Genomic DNA, 19,825 nt, shown 5'->3' on the forward strand with positions numbered 1-19,825 from the left:
GCTCTATCTGGGGTCGGAGGAGATGAAATGGAAGGGGGCGACGAGGCAGCGTGTTCCGGACGCGGATTGTGCCGCAAATTTCGGGGTCGTCCCGGCGCGCGCAGCGCGAGCCCGGGACCCATAATCACAGGAAGTCGCTTGGCGAAGACTCGGAGTTGTCATCTCGTGCCACCACGTAATCCTGTGGCTATGGGTCCCGGATCTGCGCTTCGCTTGTCCGAGACGACAGCGGTGTGTGAAGCGACAGCGACGCCTCACACTGCTCGTCGTTACTTCACCGCGTCAAAACACCAGGCCAGAATGCCCTTCTGCGCGTGCAGGCGGTTTTCGGCCTCGTCAAACACGACCGATTGCGGGCCATCGATCACCTCGTCGGTGACCTCCTCGCCGCGATGGGCGGGCAGGCAGTGCATGAACAGCGCGTCGGGTTTGGCGAACGACATCAGCTTGGCATTGACCTGATAGGGCTTGAGCACGTTGTGGCGGTGCTCGCCTTCCTTGTCGCCCATCGAGACCCAGGTGTCGGTGACGACGCAATCGGCGTCGCGCACCGCGGCTTCCGCATCGGTGCCGAGCATGATCGATGCGCCCGTCGCCTTGACCCAGTCGCGCATCGCCTTTTTCGGCGCGAGCTCCGGCGGGGTCGCGACATTGAGATTGAACTTGAAGCGCTCGGCGGCATGCGCCCAGGAGGCGAGCACGTTGTTGTCGTCGCCGGTCCAGGCCACCGTCTTGCCCTCGATCGGCCCGCGATGCTCCTCATAGGTCATGAGGTCGGCCATCACCTGGCAGGGATGCGAGCGCCGCGTCAGCCCGTTGATGACGGGCACGGTCGCGTTGGCCGCGAGCTCGAGCAGCGCATCGTGATTGAGGATGCGGATCATGATCGCATCGACATAGCGCGACAGCACGCGCGCGGTGTCGGCGATGGTCTCGCCGCGGCCGAGCTGCATCTCGGCACCGGTGAGCATGATGGGCTCGCCGCCGAGCTGGCGCATGGCGACATCGAACGACACCCGCGTCCGCGTCGACGGGCGCTCGAAGATCATCGCCAGCGTCTTGCCCTCGAGCGGCTTGACCGGCTGATGCGCCTTCTGCTTCGCCTTCATTGCGGAAGAGGCGGCGAGCATGCTCTTGAGCTCGGACAGCGGCAGCTCGTTGATGTCCAGGAAGTGCTTGGGCGCTTTGCTCATCAGCTTGCCGCCGGTGTCTTGAGACTGGATGCGAGCGCCGTGCAGGCGCGCTCGAGTCGCGCGACGCCTTCCTCGATCTCGCCTTCCGTGACGATCAAAGGCGGCAGGAAGCGCACGACATTATCGCCGGCGCCGACGGTGAGAAGCTTTTGGTCGCGCAAGGCCGAGACGAGGTCGCCCGAGGGCACCACGGCCTTGATGCCGATCAAGAGCCCCTCGCCGCGCACCTCGCTGACGATTTCGGGATGGCGGTCGATCACGGAGGCGAGCTTCTGCTTGAGCAGCAGCGACATCTTCTGCACGTGGTCGAAGAAGCCGGGCTGGAGCATGACGTCGAGCACGGCGTTCGCCGCGGAGACGGCGAGCGGATTGCCGCCGAAGGTCGAGCCGTGCGAGCCCGGCGTCATGCCGGAGGCTGCCTCGGCCGTCGCAAGGCAGGCGCCGATCGGAAAGCCGCCGCCGAGCGCTTTCGCAAGCGACATCACGTCAGGGGTCACGCCGAGACGGCGATGCGCGAACAGATCGCCGGTGCGGCCCATGCCGGTCTGCACCTCGTCGAAGGCAAGCAAAAGGCCATGCTCGTCGCAGAGCTGGCGCAGCGCGCGATAGAAGGCGGGAGGCGCCGAGCGCACGCCACCCTCGCCCTGGATCGGTTCGATCAGAATGCCCGCGGTCTGCGGGCCGATCGCCTTCTTGACGGCTTCGAGGTCGCCATGCGGCACCTGGTCGAACCCGTCCATGGGCGGACCAAAGCCTTCGAGATATTTTGCAGACCCGGTGGCGGCGAGCGTTGCCAGCGTGCGGCCATGGAAGGCGCCCTCGAAGGTGATCATGCGGTAGCGCTCGGGATGGCCCTTGGTGGCATGATAGCGGCGTACCACCTTGATCACGCATTCCATCGCCTCGGCGCCGGAATTGCAGAAGAACACGAAGTCCGCAAAGCTCTCGTTGCAGAGCCTGACCGCGAGCTTCTCGCCATCCGGGCTCTGAAACAGGTTCGACATGTGCCAGAGTTTCGTGGCCTGCTCCTGCAAGGCCTTGACCAAGGCAGGATGCGCATGTCCCAGCGCATTCACGGCGACACCCGAGGTGAAATCGAGATAGCGCTCGCCGTTGGTCGCGACCAGCCAGCAGCCTTCGCCGCGCTCGAAGCCGAGCTCGGCCCTGGCGAATACGGGAAGCAGATGCGTCGCGGCGCTTTTGGTCATGACGGTCACTTGGATGTTGAGGCTGGCTCACGAGACTGCGTTGCGCAGCGCATCATTGACCTGCCCGGAAAACGAAACGTGCCGCCTTTTAAGGGCGGCACGTGTCACTATTTTATGCCTGGAAAAACCGCTGTCAATGCCGCCAGAAGGCCCTGCAAGGCGTGCGACCCGTAGTCTTGCGGTGGCAATTTTGAGCTATTTTTGCGACGGAACATGTGGACGCGGAGCCGCAGACTCTTGCGCGGGAGTCACGCCATATTGTAGCGTTTCCCCTGTCAGATACGACATCTCGTGCAGCAGTTCTGATCCTCTAAGTCCTTATGTACCGGCGTAACGTTCGGGTGCCTCGATCGCGCCCGGCGAGCCTTAAGGGATTCTGGCGGCACGGGTTTTTCGAGGCTTAGACATCGTCACGCAGCCCCAAGGATTGGCAGGCGCGCGGCGAGGGGAAGGGTGCAATGACGGTTTTGACCTGGTCCGACGATCGCGTCGAGCAGTTGAAAAAGCTCTGGGAGGCCGGGCTTTCGGCCAGCCAGATCGCTGCCGAACTCGGCAACGTGACGCGGAATGCCGTAATCGGCAAGGTGCACCGGCTGGGCCTGTCCGGCCGCGCCAAGAGCCCGTCCTCGGCGGCTCCCCGGCCGCGCAAGGCGCGCCCCGCACAGCACATGATGCGGGTGAGCCGCCCGATTGCCCGCGGCAACACCGCACTCGCCCAGGCCTTCGAGGTCGAAGTCGAGCCCGATCCGATCACCTATGACAATGTCGTTCCGATGAGCCAGCGCCTGTCGCTGCTCGAGCTCAACGAGGCGACCTGCCACTGGCCGGTCGGCGATCCCTCGAGCCCGGACTTCTTCTTCTGCGGCGGCAAATCACTCTCGGGCCTGCCCTACTGCGCGCAGCACTCGCGCGTCGCCTACCAGCCGGCGGCGGATCGCCGGCGTGCACCGGCGAAACCCGGCACGCGGTGAGAGAGCTGATTTTAGTCGGCGATCAAGTTGTGGGCCGTCACACGATGACGGCTCACCTCACTAGGTGTCGCCCCGGCGAAGGCCGGGACAATTACCCCCAGGGCGCAGTTGCTGCGCGAGGTAGTAACCCAGAGTCCCCCTGACAACATCCGCCTGTGTTCATGGATCCCGGGCTCGCGCTTTGCACGCCCCGGGATGACGACTGAATTTGCGGCGCACGACTGAGCTTCTGGCGGCAGCCCACTAACCCGTTTGCTCGGCCTTCGCGAAACGATCATCCAGCGCGTAGCCGGCGCCGCGGACGGTGCGGATCGGGTCCTGCTCGCGGCCGAGATTGAGCAGCTTGCGCAGGCGTCCGATGTGGACGTCGACGGTGCGCTCGTCGATATAGATGTCGCGGCCCCACACACTGTCGAGCAGCTGCTCGCGCGAGAACACGCGGCCGGGATGCTCCAGGAAGAACTCCAGGAGGCGATATTCGGTCGGGCCGAGGTCGATCGGCCGTCCGGAGCGCGCAACGCGGCGCTTCTCGCGATCGAGCTCGATGTCGCCATAGGCGAGCACGGTCGCAAGCCGCTCCGGGCTTGCACGCCGCAGAAGACCCTTCACACGCGCCAGCAACTCGGGCACCGAAAACGGCTTGACGATGTAGTCGTCGGCGCCGGTGGCAAGCCCGCGCACACGCTCGCTCTCCTCGCCGCGTGCGGTGAGCATGATGATCGGCAGCCCCTTGGTCTCGGGCCGTGTACGAAGCCTGCGGCACAGCTCGATGCCGGACAGTCCCGGCAGCATCCAGTCCAGCACGATCAGATCGGGGATGTGCTCCTTGAGGCGGGTATCGGCGTCGTCGCCGCGCATCACCGTCTCGACATCGTAGCCGTCGCCTTCGAGGTTGTAGCGCAACAGCTCGGTCAGCGCTTCCTCGTCCTCAACAACCATAATGCGTGCGCCCATGGCGTCGTCGCTCCTTAAGTGTTCGGCAAGGTCGTGGCGAAGGTCGTCATGTCGCCCTTCGGACGCTTGTCCGCGATGGCCTGACCTTCGATCATGTAGAAGACGGTCTCGGCGATGTTGGTTGCGTGGTCGCCGATCCGCTCGATGTTCTTGGCGCAGAACATCAGGTGGATGCAGAACGAGATGTTGCGCGGATCCTCCATCATGTAGGTGAGGAGTTCGCGGAAAAGCGAGGTGCAGATCGCGTCGACCTCCTCGTCACCCTTCCACACCATCATCGCCGCCGGCAGGTCATGCGCCGCATAGGCGTCCAGCACCGACTTGACCTGCTGCTGCACGAGGTCGGTCATGTGCTCCAGGCCGCGGAACAGCTTGAGCGGATGGAAATCGGTCTCGAGCGCGGCGACGCGCTTGCCCATGTTCTTGGCGAGGTCGCCGATCCGCTCCAGGTCGGTCGCAACGCGCATCGCGCCGACGATCTCGCGCAGGTCGACCGCCATCGGCTGGCGGCGCGCGATCGTGAGCACGGCACGCTCCTCGATCTTCTTCTGGAGCGCGTCGATCTCGGCATCGGTCGCCACCACGCGCTGGCCGAGCGCAACGTCGCGGCGGATCAGCGCATCGACGGAATCGACGATCATGCGTTCGGCAAGGCCGCCCATCTCCGCAACGAGCCGCGTGAGCTCCTGGAGGTCGGTGTCGAAGGCCTTTGCGGTATGTTCAGAAGCCATTTCTTGTCTCCTCAGCCGAAGCGGCCGGTGATGTAGTCCTGGGTGCGCCGGTCGCTGGGCGACGTGAAGATCTTGCTGGTCTCGTCGAACTCGATCAGTTCGCCGAGATACATGAAAGCGGTCTTGTCGGAGACGCGCGCCGCCTGCTGCATGTTGTGCGTGACGATCGCGATTGTGTAGTCCTCGGCGAGCTCCTGGATCAGCTCCTCGACCTTGGCGGTCGAGATCGGATCGAGCGCCGAGCAGGGCTCGTCGAACAGGATCACCTCGGGACGCACCGCCACGGTGCGGGCGATGCAGAGGCGTTGCTGCTGGCCGCCGGAGAGCGACAGGCCGGACGCGTTGAGCTTGTCCTTGACCTCGTTCCACAGCGCGCCGCCGCGCAGCGCCTTCTCGACCCGGTCGTCCATCTCGGACTTCGAGATCTTCTCGTAGAGGCGGATGCCGAAGGCGATGTTCTCGTAGATCGTCATCGGGAACGGCGTCGGCTTCTGGAACACCATGCCGACCCGGGCCCGCAGCAGGTTGAGGTCGAGCCTGGGGTCGAGGATGTTGGTCTGGTCGAGCATGAGCTGACCGGTGGCGCGCTGGCCCGGATAGAGATCGTACATCCGGTTGAAGATGCGCAGCAGGGTCGACTTGCCACAGCCGGACGGGCCGATGAACGCCGTGACGCGGTTGGTACCGAGCGTCAGGTTGATGTTCTTCAGCGCGTGGTGCTCGCCGTAGTAGAAATTGAGGTTGCGCACCGTCACCTTCGCCGGCGCCTCAGGCAGTGTCGGCGACGCCGCGCGCCCGGTGGAACTTACGGAAACGGACAGATCGCTCATTTTGCAGTCCTCTCGGCGCCAAGAATGCGCGCGCCAATGTTCAGGGCAAGCACGGTCAGGGTGATCAGCAGCGCCCCGCTCCAGGCCAGCTGCTTCCAGTAGGCGTAGGGGCTCTGCACGAAATTGTTGATGGTCACCGGCAGGTTCGCCATCGTCTTGTTCAGGCTGAGGCTGAAGAACTGGTTCGACAAGGCGGTGAACAGCAGCGGCGCGGTCTCGCCGGCGACGCGGGCGGTCGCGAGCAGCACGCCCGTAATGAGGCCGGAGCGCGCCGCGCGGTAGGCGATCCGCTTGATCACCAGCGAGCGCGGCAGCCCAAGGGCGGAAGCCGCCTCGCGCAGCGCGTTCGGCACCAGCAGCAGCATGTCCTCGGTGGTGCGCAGCACGACTGGGATCACGATGACGGCCAGCGCGAGGCAGCCGGCGATCGCCGAGAAGCCGCGCATCGGCACCACCACTGCGCCATAGATGAACAGGCCGATGATGATCGAGGGCGCACTGAGCAGGATGTCGTTGATGAAGCGGATCACCGAGGTCAGCTTGTCGTTGCGGCCGTACTCGGCGAGATAGGTGCCGGCGAACAGACCGAGCGGCGCGCCGATGCCGACGCCGAGCACGGTCATGATCAGCGAGCCGATGATGGCGTTGCGCAGGCCGCCTTCGGTCGAGCCCGGGGGCGGAGTGTCCGCGACGAAGATCTCCAGGTTCAGACCGGCGAGGCCGTTGTAGAGCAGCGTGACCAGGATCAGCGCCAGCCAGGTGACGCCGAAGGCGGCGGCGGCAATGCAGAGCCCGCGGACGACGATGTCCTTGCGGCGACGGCGTACATAGATCGGGTTCATGACGTCACTTCCCCGCCTTCTTTTCCAGCCGCAGCAGCATCAGGCGCGCACCCGCCAGCACGAAGAACGTGAGGACGAACAGGAGCAGGCCGAGCAGGATCAGGCCGGACTGGTGCAGGCCGTCGCTCTCGGCGAACTCGGATGCGATCGCCGCCGAGATCGTGGTGCCAGGCGCGAAGATCGAGGACTGGATGCGGAAGGAGTTGCCGATGATGAAGGTCACCGCCATGGTCTCGCCGAGCGCGCGTCCCAGCGCCAGCATGACGCCGCCGATGATGCCGACGCGGGTGTAGGGGATCACCACGCTGCGCACGACCTCCCAGGTGGTGCAGCCGACACCGTAGGCGGCCTCCTTGAGCACCGGCGGCACGGTCTTGAACACGTCGACCGAGATCGAGGTGATGAAGGGCAGCACCATGATCGCGAGGATCAGCGCGGCGTTGAACAGGCTGAGATAAGACGGAGGCCCGGCGAAGACCGCGCCCAGCACGGGAACGCCGTCGAACAGCCTGATCATGAACGGCTGGAAGGTGTTGGCCAGGAACGGGCCCAGCACGAAGAAGCCCCACATGCCGTAGATGATCGAGGGAATGCCGGCGAGCAGCTCGACCGCCATGCCGATCGGGCGGCGCAGCCATTGCGGGCAGAGTTCGGTAAGGAAGATCGCAATGCCAATGCCAACGGGGATGGCGATCAGCATCGCGATGAAGGAGGTGACGAGCGTGCCGTACATCGGCCCGAGCGCGCCGAGCACCGGCGGATCGGCCGACGGCGCCCAGCGCTGCGTCCACAGGAACGACAGGCCATATTCTTTCATCGCCGGGAAAGCGCCGACGATCAGCGACAGGATGATGCCGCCGAGGATCAGGAGCACCGAGATCGCGCTGAGCCGGGTGATCCAGTAGAAGGTGAGGTCGCCGAGCTTGAACGCGCTCAGGGCCTTGGCGCGATCATACGGTCCGGCGTCGTCGACGATATCGCTCTGAACGGCCATCTCTGCCACGCCGATCCCCTGTGTCATTTACGCTATCTGCACGCCGCCGATGAAGGCGATCTTGTCGACGATCTGTCCCGCGTCATTCGGGATGGCCCCGGAGGACCAGACCCGGAATCCCTGGGGATTCCGGGGTCCATCTTTCACCCGCGCCCCGGAAGAAGTGCCGGAGCGCGAGCATCCACGCTGCGATCAGCTCTTGATCTCGGCAGCCCAGGTCTTCTCGATCAGCTGGACGACGCCGTCGGGCATCGGGATGTAGTCGAGTTCCTCGGCCGCCTTGCCGCCGTTCTTGAAGGCCCAGCGGAAGAACTTGATAGCTTCCTGCGAGGCCGCCTTGTCGGTCGCATCCTTGTGCATGAGGATGAAGGTCGCCGCCGTGATCGGCCAGGACTTCTCGCCGGGCTGGTCGGTCAGGATGACATAGTAGCCGGGAGCCTTGGCCCAGTCGGCGTTGGAGGCGGCCGCCTGGAAGGCTTCGACCGTCGGCTGCACCGGCTTGCCGGCCTTGTTGACGAGACCGGTGTAGGTCAGCTTGTTCTGCTTGGCATAGGCGTACTCGACATAGCCGATCGAGTTCTTGGTCTGGCTGATGTTGCCGGAGACGCCTTCGTTACCCTTGGCGCCGACGCCGACCGGCCACTCGACGGCCGTGCCCTCGCCGACCTTGCTCTTCCAGTCCGCGCTGGCCTTGGAGAGGTAGTTGGTGAAGTTGAAGGTGGTGCCCGAACCATCCGAACGGCGCACAACGGTGATCGCGTCGGAGGGCAGCTTGGCGTTGGGATTGAGCTTCTTGATGGCCGGATCATCCCACTTGGTGATCTTGCCGAGATAGATGCTGGCGAGCGTCTCGCCGTCGAACGTCAGCTCGCCGGCCTTCACACCCTCGATATTGACGACGGGAACGATCGCACCCATCACCATCGGCCACTGAACGAGGCCGTCCTTCTCGAGCTGCTCGGCCTTGAGCGGCGCGTCGCTGGCGCCGAAGGTCACGGTCTTGGCCTGGATCTGCTTGATGCCGCCGCCGGAGCCGATCGACTGGTAGTTCAGACCGTTGCCGGTCTCCTTCTTGTAGGCGTCAGCCCACTTCGAATAGATCGGGAACGGGAAGGTCGCGCCGGCGCCGGTGATATCGGCAGCGAAGGCCGACGTCGATGCGGCCACCAAGCCAGCAGCGACGATGGTTTTGATAAAATTCATGCTGGTCTCCAAAGGGGGAGCGAAGCGCCATGCGCGCCCGATCGCGCTCCCGCGCCGCCCCTTTAGGAGCGGTCGGTAGTGCTTTTACGAAGGTTTCGTGACAGTCGGATGACAGGCTTAAGCGACTGAAACAGCTTGCTTTTCAGCTCAGCGCCGGGGGCTTGGCCTGGGGAAAACAAGCGGTGAAAGTGGCACCGTGTTTGGGCACGCTTTCGATCAAAAGCCGGCCCCGGTGCCGGTTAACGATATGTTTCACCAGCGATAATCCGAGGCCGGTCCCGCCCTGTGAGCGGCTGTCGCCAACGTCAACCCGATAGAAGCGCTCGGTGAGCCGCGGCAGGTGTTCCGGGGCAATGCCGGGACCGAAGTCGCGCACCATGACGCGAATTTCCGGCGAGCCATCGGCCGCGGTGACCATGGTGAGGGAGACGATCACCCGCCCGCCCGAGGCACCGTATTTCAGTGCGTTCTCGATCAGGTTCTCGAACAGCCGCAACAGCTCCTCGCGGTCACCCGCGATCATCACCGCCGCTTCCGGCAGATCGATCTCGACGTCCACCTGCCGCTCGCGCGCCAGCGGTTCGAGCCCGTCGGCGACCTGGCGGATGATCGGCACGACATCAACCAGCGTGTCGGGGCGCACATGCGCCGACAATTCGACCCGCGACAGCGACAACAGATCGTCGATCAGGCGCGCCATGCGGGTCGCCTGGGTGTGCATGATGCCGAGGAAGCGCTCGCGCGCCTTGGGATCGTCCTTGGCCTGGCCCTGGAGCGTGTCGATGAAGCCGGAGAGCGCGGCGAGCGGCGTGCGCAACTCGTGGCTGGCATTGGCGACGAAATCGGCGCGCATCTCCTCGACCCGGCGCAGCGGCGTCTGGTCGTGGAAGGTCATCAGCATGCATTTGTCGGCGCCGCCGAACGAGGTCGGCACCGGCACCGGCGTGATGATCAGCTCCATCCAACGGTCGACCGGCACGTGGTCGAGATAGTCCGCACGGCGCGGCTCGGATGTAGCAATCGCCTCGCGCAGCGCGGTGATGATCTCGGGCGAGCGCAGTGCGAACTGGGCGAGCTCGTTCTTGCGCAGCGCCGGCGCAAGCTGGGCTGCTGCGGCATTGAGATGGATGACACGCCCGGCGCGGTCGAGCAGCACGGCCGGATCGGGCATGCCCGAGACCACCGCGGCCACCGACGCGCCTTCGACCGGGTTGATGCGGCGGACGTCGTCGCGCGAGGCGGCGGTATCGTGCAGCCGCCAGGGGACCAGCGCCGCCGCCGCGATGCAGAGGAACACCGCCACCGCACGCATTGCCGACAATTCCCCGAGCGAGACCACCACCGACAGCGCCAGCGCCGCGGCGATCAGGATGATCGCAGAATGCCGCAGCCGGTCGGACCAGGGCTGGACCGTGGGAGAAGGGTGGGCGTCGATCGCCATCGGGCAGGCCTCTCCTTAAAGATTGTCGGCCGGTCAGGCGCTCTTGTCGCTGCGCTCTCTCACATAAGCGGCTTCGCGCGCAGGGCCGGGATCGAGCTTGAGGGCCGCCTGCTGCAGCCGTTTCGATCGGGCGCCGATAATAACCTCTCGAAACGTCAGCAAGATTACAGATATGACAAAGGGCGAAAGATAATAGAGAACGCGGAACAGCAGCATCCCGCCGAGCAGCTCCTCGCGGTCCATCTGCCACAGCCCGACCAGCATGGCGGCGTCGAATACACCGAGCCCGCCGGGGGAGTGGCTGGCGAAGCCGAGCAGCGTGGCGGAGACGAAGATCACCGCGACCACGACGAAGCCGAGATTGGGCTCGTCCGGAACCAGCACGTACATCGCGAGCGCACAAAAGCCGAGATCGACGATGCCGATCGCGATCTGGAGCAGCGTCAGCGGGCCGCCCGGCAGCACCACAGTCCAGGGACCGCGACCGACCACGCGCGGCTGGGTCCACACCCAGACGACATAGGCGACCAGCGCGACGATGATGCCCAGGGCAACCAGTCGGTTGAGCCAGGGCGGCAGCTGGTCGATCGAGGCAGCAGCTTCGGGGTGATAGCTGATCCCGAGGCCGAGCACCGCGGCGTTGCCGAGCCAGAAGGTCAGGCCGGCGAGGAAACAGATCTTGGCGACGTCGATCGCGTTCAGCCCCCAGGCCGAGTAGATGCGATAGCGCACCGCGCCGCCGGTGAAGACGCTGGCGCCGACATTGTGGCCGATCGAGTAGCTGGTGAAGGCCGCGAGCGCGTTGATGCGGTAGGGCACATGGGCGTGACCGATCGCGCGCGTCGCAAACAGATCGTAGAAGGTCAGGGTGAAATAGCCGGCGGCTACGAACAGCGCCGCCATCGCGATCTGGCTCGGCTCGGTGCTCTTGATCGCCTCGACCACCTCGTTGAGGTCGATGCCGCGCAGCATGTGGTAGAGCACGTAGCAAGCGATGCCGATGACCGTCACGCTGATCACGACGCCAAGCTTATGCAGGATTTGCTTCTGGCGCAGAAACGTCATCGCCCTGCGTATGGCTTCCAGCATCTAGACCTCGAACTACGCTTCCGCGGCCGTGTCGGCCGACGAACTGGCGGACGTACGGATATTCAACATACCTTTGGCGCCAGCTCCAGCTTCGCGCATGCCCTCCGTCCCTCCAGTAGCGCGTTTTGAGCCGGAGTGGAATTCGCCAATACGCACAAAAACGCGTTTCTTCAATATTTTAGGCGGGCATCCGCGCTTGTCCTGCACCGTTTGGCTCTTTCCCGCCGCGGCCTCTGCCGAATCTCTATCGCGATCCTGCGTATGGGCCATGAAGCTTTGATGATTTCAGCCCTGTAATGTTCCACCGCGGCTTAAGCCGGCGTCAATCTTTGGGCCGGCGATCGGCGGTGGAAAGGCGGCCTGAAGGCAATTTTGGCCGGCGCCGGAGCGCCGCAGTCCTGCGCAGCGCCCAAGGCGCAGTCACCAGGGCAGTCAGCGCGCCTTGCGGATAGGCAGGCTGCAAGCGCAAAGCTCAGGCCGCGGGCGCGCTGCGCGAGACCACCCAGTCGCGCAGGCATGCGCCAATGGTGCAGCCGACGAGATAGCAGCCGAACATGGTCAGGCCGAGGTCGAGCCAGTAGCCGAAACGGCCGGGGATCACGCGGGCGAGCGAGACCGCGACCAGCACGGCCACGAGGACCGCGAGCCAGCGTGCCAGCACCTTCGAGGTGCCGCTGCCGCGCTGGACCACCGAGATCCAACCCATCGCCAGCCCGAGCAGCAGCGATCCGACCAGCCAGCCCCAATGGAACGACAGCAGAAAGGACATGTCACCTCACCAGAAATTCGATGCGGCGGTTTTGCGCCTTGCCTTCGTCGGTATCGTTGCCGGCGACCGGCTGCGTGCTGCCGTAGCCGACCGCGGTGAAGCGATCGGACGGCAGGCCCGCCTTGACGAGATAGTCGATCACCGCCTGGGCGCGCTTCTCCGACAGCGCTTGGTTGAAGGAATCTTCGCCGTCGGAATCGGTGTGGCCGGCGACCTCGATCATGGCGTTCGGGCAGCGCAGCGCCGTCTCGATGAGGTGATCGAGCAGGCCCGCGGAATCCGGGTCGATATTGGCCCGCTTCGGCTCGAAGCGGATCCTGCCCTTGGTCAGGAGCTCGGAGAACAGCTGCTGACAGACCGTGCCATCGACGGGACCAGCGGCGGGCTTCACGGTGATTTCCGGCTTGTACTGCCAGGTCTTGGGAAAATCCTTGCCGAGGCCGGCGCGGATATCGGCGGCCGCGCCCTCATAGAGCGCATCGCCCGACAGCTTGACCTCGCGGTCGGTCACCACCAGCGTGCCGGTCGAGAGCCGTGACAGAGCCCCAAGCGCGGCGACCACCGAATTGCCGAACGACGCGGGCGCGCCGATGCTGGCCTTGAGATTGTCGACGACCTTCTCGCCGAAGAATTTTCGTCCCGCCGCCGTGGCGATGGCCGCGTGGATCGTGTTGTCGGGGACGTACCCGGTCAGCGTCACGGTCGCGGCGACCGGGTCCTTGTAGGCCTGGAAGATGTAAGGCGGCGCCTTGATGTCGTTGGTTGCGACCGAAAAACCTTCGGGCAGGTTTTTCAGCGCCGCCGCAATGGCTTCCCGGCCGCCGAGCTCGCGCGCCATGCCGGACAGGCTGACACTGGTGTCGGAGACCGTGATCTTGCCGTCCTTGAGCTTGCCGACCTGGTCGAGCAGCAGCATCGCGGCATTCTCGAAGCGCGGCGGCGCGCCGCGCGCCAATCCCATCTGATCGGCGACCTCGATGCCGCCGAGATCCTTGCGGGCGACCTCCACGAGCCGGCCCTTGACCCCCGGCAGCGGCGCGCTGCCGGACAGGGTGACCCGAACGACGTCCCGTTCCGCGTTCCAGACGAAAGGCTTGGCCTCGGGAACCAGCCGGGTCAGGTCGTCGACCAGGCGCACGCCCGGCACGGTTTCGACCGCCGTGACGGCGTCGCGACGGCCCTCCTCCGAGAACGCCTCCGCGGCAAAGCTGACGTCGCGGCCGGCCACCGCGATCCGGGTCTTGTCCAGAACGGTATTCTTGAGCGCCGCGGCGGAGCGGGCGGACAGGTCGGCTTCCAGCGGCAAGGTGTTATTCCAGGCCGCAATTCCCCACATGACGGCCAAGGGGATCAACCCCGGCCACCATTTGCTGGCCCACCTGAAAAGCTTCTGCATTCGACGACCCGAACTCTGGAACCGGAGACAAAACAAACCCTTGGCGGGCTGTCAAACCGGAAATGGCGGCCTTGTGAAGGCCCTGGGTAAGCAACCGGACTAACTTTTTCTTCAAGGGTTCCCCCCTAGGTTGACCTTGGAATGCCGGGGGTCAACCAGCCTTCAATGAAACAACTGCGCAACAACGTCATCCGCGTCGGGCTGGAAGCACTCTATTTCAGCGGGGCGCACCACCTGCTGCGGCCGTTGCTCGCCGGCGTCGGCGCTATTTTCATGCTGCACCATGTGCGGCCGTCCCGGGAGGATGCGTTCCAACCCAACCGGCATCTCGAAGTCACGCCGGACTTCCTGCGCGCTACGCTGTGCCATTTGCGCTCGCATGACATCGACATCGTCTCGATGGACGAGCTGCATGAGCGGCTCGCGCAGGGCCGGTTCACCCGCCGCTTCGCTGCCTTCACGCTGGACGACGGCTACCGCGACAACCGGGATTTTGCGCTTCCCGTGCTGCGCGAATTCGACGCACCGGCGACCATCTATGTCGCGAGCGATTTCGCCGAGGGCACCGGACGTCTCTGGTGGATCGCGCTCGAGGCCATCATCGCCAAGGCGAGCCAGATCGACGTACAGATCGGCCGTGGCGCGCTCCGTCTCGATGCCACGACACCTGCGGCGAAACAGGCGGCGTTCGACCGTCTGCATGACTGGCTGCGCGCACTCCCGGGCGAGCACGACCTCGATCGCGAGATCAAGGCGCTCTGCGCGAAGTATGATGTCGACATGGCCGCGCTGTGCCGCGACCTCTGCCTGTCCTGGAACGAGCTGAAAGCGCTGGCTGCAGATCCGCTGGTGACGATCGGCGCCCACACCATCACCCATTGCAACCTCGCCAAGCAAAGTGAGGAGATCGTGGCGCAGGAGATGGCGGTGAGCCGCGTGCGGATCGAGCACGCGCTCGGCCGCCCCGTCCAGCACTTCGCCTATCCCTATGGCGATCGTCATGCCGCGGGCGATCGCGAATTCACACTTGCCGCAGCGAGCGGCTTCAAGACTGCGGTGACGACGCGCCCGGGCATGCTGTTTGCCGAGAATGCCGGCCAGCCGACCGCGCTGCCGCGCGTCTCGCTCAACGGCAATTACCAGGACGCCCGCATCCTGCCAGTGCTGACTTCAGGCGCCGCCACCGCAATGTGGAACGGCTTTCGCCGGTTTGCCGCGGCGTAGCCTCCCTCTCCGCTGTCGTCCCGGCGAAGGCCGGGACCCATACCGCAGAGTCTATCGATCGCTGTCGGTAGGAGTCCCGAACAACGAGTCTTCGCCAAACTTCTCCTGTGGTTATGGGTCCCGGCCCTCGCCGGGACGACAGGGATGGTGTGGCGCAGCCGTTGCGTCTCGCGAACAGCCTTATGACTCGATCTTCACGTACTCGAAATCGCCCGGCTTGTTGTCGATGCCGACTTTCGGCGGCGAGATCCAGGAGGCGAATTGGCCGATCTCGGTGACGGGCTTCATCAGCGAGGCGATGAAGTCGCCGTCGTTCGTTGACGGCAGCCAGTCGTCCTTGCGCTTGGCCCAGGTGGCGTCGTCGATCAGGATGCCCTCGGGCGTGGCATGCACGTCCTTGAACTCGCCGATGTGGCGGTGGAAGGTGACGTGCGGCACCGTCAGCTTGAAGTCGTAGCCGGCCGTCGAGATCACCTTGTTCCAGCGCAGCATGCCCTTGACGCAGTCCTGGGTGTAGTCGTCACGCAGCCGCATGTTGAGCGCCGTCAGCGCCGGCTCGTCGACCATCTTGATCTGGCCGTCGACGAACTTCATGACCGGGTAGGTCGCACTCTTGAGCTGGTGATCGTCCTCGATCGACGTTTCCTTGTAGCGGCCCTTGATGCCGGCGTTGAACGCGTTCGCAGCGTTGGTCGACACTTCCGAGCCGAACAGGTCGAGCGACAGCGAATAGTGCAGGTTCAGCTTCTTCTGGATGGTCGGCAGATCGATGACGCCGAGCGCACGCACCTTGGCGATGTCGGTGGGATCGGAGATGCCCGCCTCGCTCATCGCCTCGCAGGTCCGCTGCACCACGCGGGTGATGCCAGTCTCGCCGACGAACATGTGATGCGCTTCTTCGGTCAGCATGAAGCGGCAAGTGCGCGACAACGGATCGAAGCCCGACTGCGCGAGGCTGTGCAGCTGCATCTTGCCGTCGCGGTCGGTGAAATAGGTGAACATGAAGAAGGACAGCCAGTCCGGCGTCGCCTCGTTGAAGGCGCCCAGCATGCGCGGCGCGTCCGCATCGCCGGAGCGGCGGCGCAACAATTCGTCCGCCTCCTCGCGGCCGTCGCGGCCGAAATATTTTTGCAGCAGGTACACCATCGCCCAGAGGTGACGGCCTTCCTCGACATTGACCTGGAACAGGTTGCGCATATCGTAGAGCGACGGCGCGGTCTTGCCGAGATGACGCTGCTGCTCGACGGAAGCCGGCTCGGTGTCGCCCTGGATCACGATCAGGCGGCGCAGCATGGCGCGATGCTCGCCGGGCACCTCCTGCCAGGCCGGCTCACCATAATGCTCGCCGAACGGCACGACGCGGTTTTCCTCCTGCGGCGCAAGCAGGATGCCCCAGCGATAGTCGGGCATGCGCACATAGTCGAACTTGGCCCAGCCGCGCGGATCGACCGAATAGGCGGTGCGCAAGTAAACGAGCGATTCCTGGAAGCCTTCCGGGCCCATGTCGCTCCACCAGTCCATGTAGCCGGGATGCCAGCCTTCCAGCGCCTTCAACACCTGGCGGTCTTCGGCGAGATTCACGTTGTTGGGAATCTTGGTCGAGTAGTCGACGTTCATGATGTTCATGTTCATGGCCGTGCTCCTTGGTCTGTCTCGTGTCCCGGACGCTGCGCGGCGCGCTGCAGAGCCGGGACCCATTGTCCGGTCAATCTGGGTCCCGGTTCTGCGCAGCGTCACTTCGTGCCGCAGCGCGCCCGGGACGCGATAGCTACACCCGCGTCATATCGAATTTCGGCTTCTGGCCGCTGCCGTAGCGGCGCAGCGCGCCTTCCTCGCCGACCGCGTTCGGGCGCTGGAAGATCCAGTTCTGCCACGCGGTCAGGCGCGCGAAGATTTTTGACTCCATCGTCTCCGGACCGACGAAGCGCAGGCTCGCTTCCATGCCGGTGAGGCTGTCGGGTGAGAAGCTCGCCCGCTCCTCCAGGAACACGCGGACCTCGTCATCCCAGTCGATATCGTCGAGCGCGAAGGTGACGAGGCCGAGCTCCTCGGCCTCCTCGGCGTCGAGGCTGGTGCCGACGGTCGCTTCCGCGCGCTCCACATCGGACGGATCGGCCTGGAAGCGCGATTGCAGGCGGGTCAGCCCATGGCTCATCGGATAGGGGCCGAAGTTCATCGCGGAGAGTTCGATCGACGGCGGCGGACGATTGTCGCCCTGGCGCGTGCCGATCAGCATGTAGGAGCGGTCGGCGGCGAACACGAGCTCGGCGAGCGTGCCGGCAAAGCAGGAGCCGGGCTCGACCAGCGTCACCAGCGTGCGCGAGGTGACGTCGATGCGCTTGAGCACGCGCTTCCAGTAATGCCTGATTTCGTTGACCAGCCAGTGCGCCTTGTTGGCTTCGAGGAACGCGTCGCAGGCGAGCACATGGACGCGCTCGCCATGGCTCTTGAACACGAGCATCGCGATCTCGAGCTCGTTGATGCGCAGGTGCAGGATCGCATCGTCGAGCTCGCGCGCGACCTGGAGCGGCCAGAAGGAGGCGCCCTGCGCCAGCATGCCGTCGATATCGGCGGGAGGCGCAGCCTCCGGCGCCTTGATCGAGATGGTGGCGATGCGCGCGGCGCGATCGATATCGACGCTGACGAAGCCGTAGCGGATGCCGGTCTCGTCGATGATGCGCTTGAGCGGCGTCAGCGCCACGCCCTTGCCGCTGCCCTTGCGCTTGGATGACGCTGCGAATTCCTTGGCGCGCTCGGTGATCTTCGCCTCGAGCTTGGAGTTGGGCGCGATCTCGTCGACCAGGCGCCAGGCCACCGCGCGCTTGCCTTTCACGCCTTCCTCGATGGTGCAGAAGAAGTCGGCATGGTCGCGGCGCACCTTGCGCTTGTCGACGACGCGCGTGAGCCCGCCGGTGCCCGGCAGCACCGCGAGCAGCGGCACTTCGGGCAGAGCAACAGCAGACGAGCCGTCATCGGCGAGGATGATGTGGTCGGTTGCGAGCGCCAGCTCATAGCCGCCGCCGGCGGCCGAGCCGTTCACCACGGTGATGAAGCGCTGGCCGGAATTCTCCGAAGAGTCCTCCATGCCGTTGCGGGTCTCGTTGGTGAACTTGCAGAAGTTGACCTTGTGGGCGTGGGTCGAGCCGGCGAGCATGCGGATGTTGGCGCCGGCGCAGAACACGCGGTTCTTGGCCGAGCGCATCAGCACGACCTTCACCTCGGGGTGCTCGAAGCGCAGCCGCTGGATCGCGTCCGCCAGCTCGATGTCGACGCCGAGGTCGTAGGAATTGAGCTTGAGCAGATAGCCCTCGAACAGGCCGCCGTTCTCGTCGACGTCCATGGTCAGCGTCGCGACATCACCGTCGATCGCAAGCTTCCAGTGCCGGTAGCGCGACGGATCGGTCTGGAAATCGATGAATTTCGCTCCGCCTGCGAGGCGACGATCTTCCCCGGCCATGAGCCACCCTTGAGCTTGACTATGCGCGTTTGGTTTTAACCGTTACATGCACAATAGTGCATCTTTTAGAGCGCGTCTAGTCCTTTGCGGACCATACATGCATTTTGCTTCATGATGGCTCAGGAGCGTGGAATCGTCCCGAGCGGGACCCAATCGGCCTTGGACAGCTGCTGCCCGCCGAGCTTGGCCTGGAGAAGAGCGACCAACGCCTCGGTCGGAAAGCGGTCGACGAAGCCGTCGGCGCCTCCGGATGCCTTGCGTGTCCGCAACTCGCGCAGCTCCTCCAGCGCCTCGCCGAACAGGCACGAGGCCGAATGCGGCCTGACGATGCGCAGCCGCAGGTTCGCGTTGGCGACATAGATGCAGGCGCGCAGCAGGATGCGCTCGCGGCCGCGCTGGGGAGCTGCCGCCCACACCGCCTCCAGGATCTCCTGCGATTCCCAGAAGTAGCCGCGATCGTTGAGCGCGAGCCCGTAGCGCAGCGCCGGATGCCGTGCCGGCACGTGGCCGCGGAACGCCGCCGGCACCAGCGCCTTGGCCACGTCGAGCGTCTCGCAATCGGCGTCGAGGTCGGTTTCGCCGGGCACATAGGCCCATTGCGGCCATGGCAGGGAGCCGGTCACGGATGGTCGCGCGATCATCGGAGCGGAGCCCCCGATGATTCATGCGGCATGTCCCTCAAGACCCAGGTCGGCGCGCAACGCCGCCCGGGCAAATTCTGCAATAGCGTCAAGCGTCGCCCCCGGCGCTTCACGATGCGGGGAGTGCCCCGCCTCTGAAATGACTTTCAAATCTACCGGACAATAACACTCTTCCTGCGCAATCTCGACCTGTCGCATTGTCCCATACTGGTCATCCACACCTTGAACGACCAGGACGGGAACGCGGATATAGGCGAGGTACTCGGAAACATCCCAGCTGCGGAATTTTGGGTCGAGCCAGGCGCCGTTCCAGCCATAGAAGGCGTTGTCGACGTCCTTGTGCCAGCGCCCCAGCCTGGCCTTGAGATCCGTGGTCTCGTAAGCCGTCTTGATCTCGGCGATCGACTTCACCGAGATGTCCTCGACGATGAAATGCGGCGCGATCAGCGCAATGCCTTGCAGGCGATGATCCTGATGTGAACCGGCGTAAATAGTCGCGATCGAGGCACCATCGGAATGGCCGAGCAACAGGCCGCGCTTGAAGCCGATCGCGTCAAGCAGCTTCGGCAGTACGTCGAGCGCCTCGCGATGCATGTAGTCGAGCGGCCGCGGCAGCGTCACCGGGCTCGACTGGCCATAGCCCGCGCGCGAATAGAGGAAGATGCCGGCCCCGGTCGCCGCTTGCAGTTTTTCCGGAAAGTCGCCCCACAGGCCGACCGAGCCGAGCCCCTCATGCAGCATGACGATGGTGGGCGCATCTGCGGATTTCGGCGCAAGCCATTTGTATTCGAGGCTGGCGCCGCCGTTGGTGAGAAAGCCTGCGGGGGTGAGGTTGATCATGCTGTTGCTCTTCTCTCCATCGTCATGCCCGGGCTTGACCCG

Annotated in this window: 18 protein-coding genes; 2 read left to right on the top strand and 16 right to left on the bottom strand. The window is 64.8% G+C overall.

Annotation, left to right across the window (positions count from 1 at the left end; all coding sequences use genetic code 11):
* Positions 1-269 precede the first annotated feature (269 nt).
* Together argF and QQL28_RS11935 are read right to left on the bottom strand one after the other, a co-directional pair.
* A complete protein-coding gene (gene argF / locus QQL28_RS11930) occupies positions 270-1,193 on the bottom strand; it encodes an ornithine carbamoyltransferase (protein ID WP_284265137.1) in 924 nt (307 codons plus the stop codon).
* Positions 1,193-2,401: an aspartate aminotransferase family protein gene (locus tag QQL28_RS11935; protein WP_284265139.1), complete on the bottom strand. Its 1,209-nt coding sequence runs from the start codon at positions 2,399-2,401 to the stop codon at positions 1,193-1,195. The genes argF and QQL28_RS11935 overlap by 1 nt, the downstream gene beginning before the upstream one ends.
* A 458-nt stretch (positions 2,402-2,859) precedes the next feature.
* Between QQL28_RS11935 and QQL28_RS11940 the strand changes: the two genes are divergently transcribed.
* Complete coding sequence (locus tag QQL28_RS11940; protein ID WP_284265141.1) at positions 2,860-3,372, top strand: GcrA family cell cycle regulator; 513 nt, start codon at positions 2,860-2,862, stop codon at positions 3,370-3,372.
* Between the two features lie 243 nt (positions 3,373-3,615).
* Here the strand turns inward: QQL28_RS11940 and phoB are convergent, their stop codons facing one another.
* From phoB to QQL28_RS11990, 10 genes are all read right to left on the bottom strand, one after another.
* Positions 3,616-4,326: a phosphate regulon transcriptional regulator PhoB gene (gene phoB / locus QQL28_RS11945; RefSeq protein WP_284265143.1), complete on the bottom strand. Its 711-nt coding sequence runs from the start codon at positions 4,324-4,326 to the stop codon at positions 3,616-3,618.
* Positions 4,327-4,340: 14 nt separating this feature from the next.
* Positions 4,341-5,057, bottom strand: a complete 717-nt coding sequence (gene phoU / locus QQL28_RS11950) for a phosphate signaling complex protein PhoU (protein ID WP_284265145.1) — start codon at positions 5,055-5,057, stop codon at positions 4,341-4,343.
* An 11-nt stretch (positions 5,058-5,068) separates the two neighbouring features.
* Positions 5,069-5,887 (bottom strand): phosphate ABC transporter ATP-binding protein PstB, encoded by an 819-nt coding sequence (gene pstB / locus QQL28_RS11955; RefSeq protein WP_284265148.1) that lies wholly within the window; start codon positions 5,885-5,887, stop codon positions 5,069-5,071.
* A complete protein-coding gene (gene pstA / locus QQL28_RS11960; protein WP_284265150.1) occupies positions 5,884-6,729 on the bottom strand; it encodes a phosphate ABC transporter permease PstA in 846 nt (281 codons plus the stop codon). Before pstA ends, pstB begins: the two co-directional genes overlap by 4 nt.
* 4 nt (positions 6,730-6,733) lie before the next feature.
* The gene (gene pstC / locus QQL28_RS11965) at positions 6,734-7,723 is read right to left on the bottom strand and encodes a phosphate ABC transporter permease subunit PstC (protein WP_284265591.1); all 990 of its coding nucleotides are present in this window, start codon (positions 7,721-7,723) and stop codon (positions 6,734-6,736) included.
* Positions 7,724-7,915: 192 nt separating this feature from the next.
* Positions 7,916-8,926, bottom strand: a complete 1,011-nt coding sequence (gene pstS / locus QQL28_RS11970) for a phosphate ABC transporter substrate-binding protein PstS (RefSeq protein WP_284265153.1) — start codon at positions 8,924-8,926, stop codon at positions 7,916-7,918.
* A 142-nt stretch (positions 8,927-9,068) separates the two neighbouring features.
* A complete protein-coding gene (locus QQL28_RS11975) occupies positions 9,069-10,367 on the bottom strand; it encodes an ATP-binding protein (protein ID WP_284265155.1) in 1,299 nt (432 codons plus the stop codon).
* A gap of 33 nt (positions 10,368-10,400) precedes the next feature.
* Complete coding sequence (locus QQL28_RS11980; RefSeq protein WP_284265157.1) at positions 10,401-11,456, bottom strand: putative bifunctional lysylphosphatidylglycerol flippase/synthetase; 1,056 nt, start codon at positions 11,454-11,456, stop codon at positions 10,401-10,403.
* A gap of 472 nt (positions 11,457-11,928) precedes the next feature.
* Complete coding sequence (locus QQL28_RS11985; RefSeq protein WP_284265159.1) at positions 11,929-12,225, bottom strand: hypothetical protein; 297 nt, start codon at positions 12,223-12,225, stop codon at positions 11,929-11,931.
* Between the two features lies 1 nt (position 12,226).
* Positions 12,227-13,621, bottom strand: coding sequence for an OmpA family protein (locus tag QQL28_RS11990; protein ID WP_284265161.1), 1,395 nt, complete (start codon positions 13,619-13,621; stop codon positions 12,227-12,229).
* A gap of 165 nt (positions 13,622-13,786) precedes the next feature.
* Here QQL28_RS11990 and QQL28_RS11995 point away from each other — a divergent pair, with 165 nt between their 5' ends.
* Positions 13,787-14,845 carry a polysaccharide deacetylase family protein gene (locus tag QQL28_RS11995; protein ID WP_284265163.1) on the top strand — a complete coding sequence of 353 codons (1,059 nt, stop codon included), beginning with the start codon at positions 13,787-13,789 and terminating at the stop codon, positions 14,843-14,845.
* A gap of 180 nt (positions 14,846-15,025) precedes the next feature.
* On the opposite strand, the gene boxB is transcribed toward QQL28_RS11995, so the two are convergent.
* From boxB to QQL28_RS12015, 4 genes are all read right to left on the bottom strand, one after another.
* Complete coding sequence (gene boxB, locus QQL28_RS12000) at positions 15,026-16,477, bottom strand: benzoyl-CoA 2,3-epoxidase subunit BoxB (RefSeq protein WP_284265164.1); 1,452 nt, start codon at positions 16,475-16,477, stop codon at positions 15,026-15,028.
* Between the two features lie 136 nt (positions 16,478-16,613).
* A complete protein-coding gene (gene boxC / locus QQL28_RS12005) occupies positions 16,614-18,302 on the bottom strand; it encodes a 2,3-epoxybenzoyl-CoA dihydrolase (RefSeq protein ID WP_284265166.1) in 1,689 nt (562 codons plus the stop codon).
* A 119-nt stretch (positions 18,303-18,421) separates the two neighbouring features.
* The gene (locus QQL28_RS12010; RefSeq protein ID WP_284265168.1) at positions 18,422-18,925 is read right to left on the bottom strand and encodes a DUF309 domain-containing protein; all 504 of its coding nucleotides are present in this window, start codon (positions 18,923-18,925) and stop codon (positions 18,422-18,424) included.
* A 39-nt stretch (positions 18,926-18,964) separates the two neighbouring features.
* Positions 18,965-19,783: an alpha/beta fold hydrolase gene (locus tag QQL28_RS12015; protein ID WP_284265169.1), complete on the bottom strand. Its 819-nt coding sequence runs from the start codon at positions 19,781-19,783 to the stop codon at positions 18,965-18,967.
* Between the last annotated feature and the right edge of the window lie 42 nt (positions 19,784-19,825).

The sequence above is a fragment of the Bradyrhizobium iriomotense genome (genome assembly GCF_030160715.1).
Lineage (GTDB): Bacteria > Pseudomonadota > Alphaproteobacteria > Rhizobiales > Xanthobacteraceae > Bradyrhizobium > Bradyrhizobium iriomotense.

Excerpts from the sequence above, each read along its gene's own strand:
- argF (WP_284265137.1), bottom strand. The coding sequence starts at position 1,193 with ATGAGCAAAGCGCCCAAGCACTTCCTGGACATCAACGAGCTGCCGCTG.
- QQL28_RS11935 (WP_284265139.1), bottom strand. The coding sequence starts at position 2,401 with ATGACCAAAAGCGCCGCGACGCATCTGCTTCCCGTATTCGCCAGGGCC.
- QQL28_RS11940 (WP_284265141.1), top strand. The coding sequence starts at position 2,860 with ATGACGGTTTTGACCTGGTCCGACGATCGCGTCGAGCAGTTGAAAAAG.
- phoB (WP_284265143.1), bottom strand. The coding sequence starts at position 4,326 with ATGGGCGCACGCATTATGGTTGTTGAGGACGAGGAAGCGCTGACCGAG.
- phoU (WP_284265145.1), bottom strand. The coding sequence starts at position 5,057 with ATGGCTTCTGAACATACCGCAAAGGCCTTCGACACCGACCTCCAGGAG.
- pstB (WP_284265148.1), bottom strand. The coding sequence starts at position 5,887 with ATGAGCGATCTGTCCGTTTCCGTAAGTTCCACCGGGCGCGCGGCGTCG.
- pstA (WP_284265150.1), bottom strand. The coding sequence starts at position 6,729 with ATGAACCCGATCTATGTACGCCGTCGCCGCAAGGACATCGTCGTCCGC.
- pstC (WP_284265591.1), bottom strand. The coding sequence starts at position 7,723 with ATGGCCGTTCAGAGCGATATCGTCGACGACGCCGGACCGTATGATCGC.
- pstS (WP_284265153.1), bottom strand. The coding sequence starts at position 8,926 with ATGAATTTTATCAAAACCATCGTCGCTGCTGGCTTGGTGGCCGCATCG.
- QQL28_RS11975 (WP_284265155.1), bottom strand. The coding sequence starts at position 10,367 with ATGGCGATCGACGCCCACCCTTCTCCCACGGTCCAGCCCTGGTCCGAC.
- QQL28_RS11980 (WP_284265157.1), bottom strand. The coding sequence starts at position 11,456 with ATGCTGGAAGCCATACGCAGGGCGATGACGTTTCTGCGCCAGAAGCAA.
- QQL28_RS11985 (WP_284265159.1), bottom strand. The coding sequence starts at position 12,225 with ATGTCCTTTCTGCTGTCGTTCCATTGGGGCTGGCTGGTCGGATCGCTG.
- QQL28_RS11990 (WP_284265161.1), bottom strand. The coding sequence starts at position 13,621 with ATGCAGAAGCTTTTCAGGTGGGCCAGCAAATGGTGGCCGGGGTTGATC.
- QQL28_RS11995 (WP_284265163.1), top strand. The coding sequence starts at position 13,787 with ATGAAACAACTGCGCAACAACGTCATCCGCGTCGGGCTGGAAGCACTC.
- boxB (WP_284265164.1), bottom strand. The coding sequence starts at position 16,477 with ATGAACATGAACATCATGAACGTCGACTACTCGACCAAGATTCCCAAC.
- boxC (WP_284265166.1), bottom strand. The coding sequence starts at position 18,302 with ATGGCCGGGGAAGATCGTCGCCTCGCAGGCGGAGCGAAATTCATCGAT.
- QQL28_RS12015 (WP_284265169.1), bottom strand. The coding sequence starts at position 19,783 with ATGATCAACCTCACCCCCGCAGGCTTTCTCACCAACGGCGGCGCCAGC.